This window comes from Kitasatospora sp. NPDC059571, assembly GCF_042735675.1.
Classification (GTDB): domain Bacteria; phylum Actinomycetota; class Actinomycetes; order Streptomycetales; family Streptomycetaceae; genus Kitasatospora.
Window position 1 is genome coordinate 1 of sequence record NZ_JBHWBW010000148.1, and the last position, 5,110, is coordinate 5,110.

Sequence of the window (5,110 nt, forward strand, 5' to 3'; positions counted from 1 at the left end):
CTCCCCGCGGACCCCGCGCCGGGCGCCCCCCCCCCCCCCGGGGGGGCGGGCGCCGCTCGCGTTTCCGGGCCGGGGTCTACTCCGCGGTGGCCGGGAGCTCCGCGCGGACGGCGAAGCCGCCCTCCGCGGTGGCCGCGGCGGTGAGCGTGCCGCCGAGCAGCTGGGCGCGCTCGCGCAGGCCGACCAGGCCGTGGCCGCCGCCGGGGAGCGGGGCGTCCCGGTCGGCGTGCAGGGGCGGCGGGCCGTTGCGGACCTCGACCAGCAGCCGGGCGCCACGGCCCAGCACGCGGACGCTCACCGGCGCCCCCGGTGCGTGCTTGCGGGCGTTGGTGAGGGCCTCCTGCACCGTCCGGTACGCGGCCCGCTCGACCGCCTCCGGCCAGCGACGCAGCCCGGGGTGGAGCTCACTGGTGACCGGCAGCCCGGAGCCGTCGATCAGCCCGGGCAGGTCCCCGAGCCGGGGCTGCGGGGCGAGCGGGGTGGCCGGTCCGACCCCGGCGGCACGCAGCACGCCGACCATCTGGCGGAGCTCCTCCAGGGTGCGGACGGCCAGCTCGCGGATGGTGCCCGCGGTGTCCTTGGCCGCCGGGTCGACGGTGGAGACCTGGAGCCCGCCGGCCTGGATGGAGATCAGGCTGACCTGGTGGGAGACCACGTCGTGCATCTCGCGGGCCAGCCGGGCCCGCTCGGTCGCCAGCACCCGGTCGGCGAGCAGCCGGCTCTCCCGCTCCTGGCCGCGGGTCAGCTCCTCCAGCCGGTCGGCCAGCTCCTGCCTGGTTCGGGCGAGCAGCCCGAGCGCGGCAGGGCCGGCCGCGAGCATCAGGCACTGGATGGCGTACAGCGCGTTGTCCCGGTCCAGCGCGAGGGGGTGGTCGGACAGCGGCCAGTGGAAGAACTCGGTGAGCGCGAAGGCGGAGGCGCAGGCGGTGGTGGTCCGCAGCCGGTGGCGCGGGTCGGCGGCGACCGAGTACACCGCGGTCATCGGCGCGATCCAGATGTAGTTGACGAAGGTGCCGGGCAGGGTGAGCAGCAGCACCAGCACCGGCATCCGGCGCCGCAGCAGCAGCACCACGGTGGCCAGCGCGGAGAGCGCCACCTCCCACCAGGCGGCGCCCTTGGAGACCAGCGCGGCGTCGAGTGCGGCCAGCAGCATCGGGAGCAGCAGCATCAGCCACGGCGCGGTGAGGCGGGGCGGCAGCGGTCCGGGGAGCTTCGCGGCCCTGGCGGCGGTCATGCGCCGGGGCGGCCGGGGTTGCGCACCAGGCCGGCCCGGTGGGCGACCACGGCGGCCTGGACCCGGTTGGCGGCGCCGAGCTTGGCGAGGATCGCGCTGATGTGGTCCTTGACGGTGCCGGTGCCGAGGAAGAGCCGGTCGGCGATGTCGGCGTTGGACAGGCCCTCGCCGAGCAGGGCGAGGACGTCGAGCTCGCGGCCGGTGAGCTGCCGGGTGAGCGCCGCGGCGTCCGAGTCGGGCCCGCCGCCGTCGACGTAGCCGCCGATCACGGTGCGGGTGACGGTCGGGGAGAGCATGCTGCCGCCCGCCGCGAGCACCCGGACGGCGTGCACCAGCTGCTCGGGGGCGGTGTCCTTGAGCAGGAACCCGGCGGCGCCGGCGCGCAGCGCGGTGCCGATGTACTCGTCGGTGTCGAAAGTGGTGAGCATGGCGACCGCGGGCGGGTCGGGCAGTGCCCGCAGCCGGCGCAGCACGCTGATGCCGTCCAGGTCGGGCATCCGGATGTCGAGCAGGACGACCTGCGGGCGCAGGTCGGCGGTGAGGTGCTCGGCCTGTCCGCCGGAGCAGCTGCCGACGACCTCCAGGTCGGGTGCCGAGCCGACGATCAGGCTCAGGCCAGACCGGACCAGGACCTCGTCGTCCACGATGAGTACGCGGGTCGATGGCGGCATGGGCTCTCCTCGGCAGGGCTGTTCGGTTCCGAGCCTAGGGCGTGGCGCGGGGTGGTCCGGTCCGTCGGACGGGTAGTGACCCCCGCCGTTCGGCGGGGGTCGGAATCCGCAGGCGGATTCACGCAATTCTCATCCCGGGTGGGGAACCATGGAACACGGAGCCCTCTGCGGGCCCTGGCCGCTCGGAGACCGGGTGTTGCGGGCCGCTCCGTCCCCTGCGGGTGCCGTACGGATGCGCCCCCCAGGCCCATCGTCTGCAATTGGAGCTGTGTCCACTGTGAAGCCGGCGCCCACCGCCGTTCCCGCCGCCGGCCCCGCCGGGGCGTCCGTGCTCGCCCGCTGGCGCCCCCGGGCCGCTGCCGCCACCGTCTGGTACCTGCGGCTGATGGCCCTGGTGAACCTGGTGGCGGTGCTCGCGGTGCCGTTCCGGTACCAGGTGCAGGAGCACAACGAGGGCGAGTACTTCACCCCGTACCTGCTGACGGCGGGTCTGACGACGGTGCTCCTGTCGCTCTTCCTCGCGGTCGCGATGCGGCGGCGCAAGCGGGCCGCGTGGATCTTCAACGCGGTGGTCTCCGGGCTGTTCTCCCTGCTGTACGTGCTGCTCATGGCGGTGCCGGGCGGCGGTTTCTCGGACCACCCGCTGAACTACATCTCGACGGTGCTGACGGTCGGCTTCTTCGTGGCGCTGCTGGTCGGCCGCCGGGAGTTCACCTCCAAGGGCGACCCCTCCAACCCGAAGACCGGGATCGCCACCTTCATCGGCGGGCTGCTGCTCGGCGGGGTGGTCGGGGCGCTGCTGGTGCAGGCGACCAACACCATCCACGGCGCCGGGTTCGGCACCCGCTTCGGCTACGCGGTGGCCCGGATGGTCACGGTCACCCCGTCCGGTCGGCTGGCCGACCAGATCGCCGTGCCGACCTGGGTGAACGCCTTCATCAACGCCATGGGCGCGGTGCTCTTCCTGCTGGTGCTGTACCTGTCCTTCCGCAGCCCGCGCGGCCAGGAGTTGCTGACGGAGGAGGACGAGCGGCGGCTGCGCGAGCTGCTCGACCGCCAGGGCGAGCGGGACTCGCTCGGTTACTTCGCGCTGCGCCGGGACAAGGCCGCGATCTTCTCCCCCTCGGGCAAGGCGGCGGTGGCGTACCGGGTGCTCGGCGGGGTCTCGCTGGCCTCCGGCGACCCGATCGGCGACCCGGAGGCCTGGCCGGGGGCGATCGAGGCCTGGCTGGAGGAGGCCAGGGAGCACGCCTGGGTGCCGGCCGTGATGGGCGCCTCCGAGGAGGCCGGCGTGATCTACGCCCGGCACGGGCTGGACGCGCTGGAGCTCGGCGACGAGGCGATCGTGGAGATCGACGAGTTCTCGCTGGACGGCCGGGCGATGCGGGTCGTCCGGCAGGCCTACAACCGGGTCAAGCGGGCCGGCTACACGGTGCGGATCCGCCGGCACGAGGACATCCCCGACTGCGAGATGGCCGAGCTGCTGGACAAGGCCGACCACTGGCGGGACGGGCAGACCGAGCGCGGCTTCTCGATGGCGCTCGGGCGGCTCGGCGACCCGGACGACGGCCGCTGCGTGATGCTCGAGTGCCACGACGGTGAGGGCGACCTGCGGGCCCTGCTGAGCTTCGTCCCCTGGGGGTCCGACGGGCTCTCGCTGGACCTCATGCGGCGCGACCGCGACAGCGAGAACGGCCTGATGGAATTCATGGTGATCGAGCTGCTCCAGCGGGCCAAGGAGGTCGAGCTGGAAAGGGTCTCGCTGAATTTCGCGATGTTCCGATCGGTCTTCGAGCGGGGTTCGAGGCTGGGCGCCGGACCGGTCCTCCGGCTGTGGCGCTCGGTGCTCGGATTCTTCTCCCGCTGGTGGCAGATCGAGTCGCTGTACCGCGCCAACGCGAAGTACCGGCCGATCTGGGAGCCGCGCTATCTGCTGTTCGAGAAGAGCAGCGAGATTCCGCGGATCGGCATCGCCAGTGCCCGCGCCGAGGGCTTCATCACGGCGCCGAGTCTTCCCGCCCTGTTCCGCCGCAGGCACACCCGGACCTCCCCTCAGACGGGATCCGGGGCCGGACCTGCGGCGGAGCGGAACGGGTAGGGGTAGTCCCTCCGCCGGGGGGCGGAGGGCAGCCGCCGAATGACGGGGGGTGGGGGCCCGAATCGGATAACCCCATCCGCCCTGGGGATGACCCGCGATTCGACTCGCAAGCTGACGCATTCCGTGGAGCGCGTGCATACCGTTGAAGTATCGGCCGTGAACAGCTGCGGCCGGAATTCTCGGGGACACACCTCCGGCCTTCGGCAACGGAGCGCGCCGGCGTCACGGACGGGGAGATTCAGCGGTGGAAGGAACGGCTCGCCCGGGGGGCGTGAGCAGGGGGATCGGATCCCTTGCGGTGAGGGCGGCCGCGGCCGAGTGGGGGGCGCTGCTGCGCATCGTCGCCGAGCGCCTGCGCCGGCGGCGGCTGGCGGCGGTGCCGCTGGCCACCACGGCCACGCTGCTGGTGCTGCTGTTCTCCGTCGTGCAGCACCTGCCCGGCGGCGAGCGGGTCGTCACCCGCCTCGGCGTGGTCAAGGCGGCCCTGCCGTTCGACGTCTCGCTGCTGCGCACCCCGCTCTCGCTCTACGTGCCCGCCCTGGACCTCCCGGTCTGGGGCGCGCTGGTGCAGGTCTTCCTGGTGTTCGGCATCGCCGAGATCGTGCTCGGCCGCCGGCTGACCCTGGTGGTGGCGTACGCCTGCACCCTGGCCGGGACGCTCTTCGCCAGGCTCGGGGTGGAGCTCGGCCCCGACCACCTCTTCGGCTTCCCCGCCTGGGTGGGCCACGTCAGGGACACCGGCCCGTCCGCGGCCGTGGTGGCCCTCGCGGTGTGCGTGGCGATCCGCTGCCGGGCCTGGTGGACGGCGGGCGGCGTCGGTCTGGCGATGGCGGTCGAGGCGGTGCTGCTGCCCAACCTCGCCGGGCTGGAGCACGTGGTCGCCCTGCTGAGCGCCGGGCTGATCGCGGCGGCGATCGAGGTCTTCGGCGACTACTGGCCGCGGGTGCTCGCCGGGGTCGGCGCGGCCTCCTCGGTGGCCGCCGAGGCGCGGCCGCGGGCCGCCGTGCCCGTGACGCGCTGAGCAGGCGGGGGGCGCCCCGCGGGGGGGGGGGGGGGGGCCGGCGCGGGGCGCGGCGCCGGCGGGGCCCCTCGCCCCGCCGGCGGGGC

Annotated in this window: 4 protein-coding genes; 2 read left to right on the forward strand and 2 right to left on the reverse strand. The window is 74.3% G+C overall.

Annotated elements, in window-relative coordinates; translation table 11 throughout:
* Positions 1 to 76 precede the first annotated feature (76 nt).
* Positions 77 to 1,234 carry a sensor histidine kinase gene (locus tag ACFV0G_RS18370; protein WP_380548304.1) on the reverse strand — a complete coding sequence of 386 codons (1,158 nt, stop codon included), beginning with the start codon at positions 1,232 to 1,234 and terminating at the stop codon, positions 77 to 79.
* Complete coding sequence (locus ACFV0G_RS18375) at positions 1,231 to 1,905, reverse strand: response regulator (protein ID WP_380548307.1); 675 nt, start codon at positions 1,903 to 1,905, stop codon at positions 1,231 to 1,233. Before ACFV0G_RS18375 ends, ACFV0G_RS18370 begins: the two co-directional genes overlap by 4 nt.
* Positions 1,906 to 2,137: 232 nt before the next feature.
* Between ACFV0G_RS18375 and ACFV0G_RS18380 the strand changes: the two genes are divergently transcribed.
* Together ACFV0G_RS18380 and ACFV0G_RS18385 are read left to right on the forward strand one after the other, a co-directional pair.
* Positions 2,138 to 4,003, forward strand: coding sequence for a phosphatidylglycerol lysyltransferase domain-containing protein (locus tag ACFV0G_RS18380; RefSeq protein ID WP_380548310.1), 1,866 nt, complete (start codon positions 2,138 to 2,140; stop codon positions 4,001 to 4,003).
* 298 nt (positions 4,004 to 4,301) lie between these two features.
* On the forward strand, positions 4,302 to 5,024 hold the full coding sequence (locus tag ACFV0G_RS18385) for a hypothetical protein (RefSeq protein ID WP_380548313.1): 723 nt from the start codon (positions 4,302 to 4,304) through the stop codon (positions 5,022 to 5,024).
* The last annotated feature ends 86 nt before the right edge of the window (positions 5,025 to 5,110 follow it).

Coding starts and splice junctions, on each gene's coding strand:
- ACFV0G_RS18380 (WP_380548310.1), top strand. CDS start 2,138: ATGCGCCCCCCAGGCCCATCGTCTGCAATTGGAGCTGTGTCCACTGTG.
- ACFV0G_RS18375 (WP_380548307.1), bottom strand. CDS start 1,905: ATGCCGCCATCGACCCGCGTACTCATCGTGGACGACGAGGTCCTGGTC.
- ACFV0G_RS18370 (WP_380548304.1), bottom strand. CDS start 1,234: ATGACCGCCGCCAGGGCCGCGAAGCTCCCCGGACCGCTGCCGCCCCGC.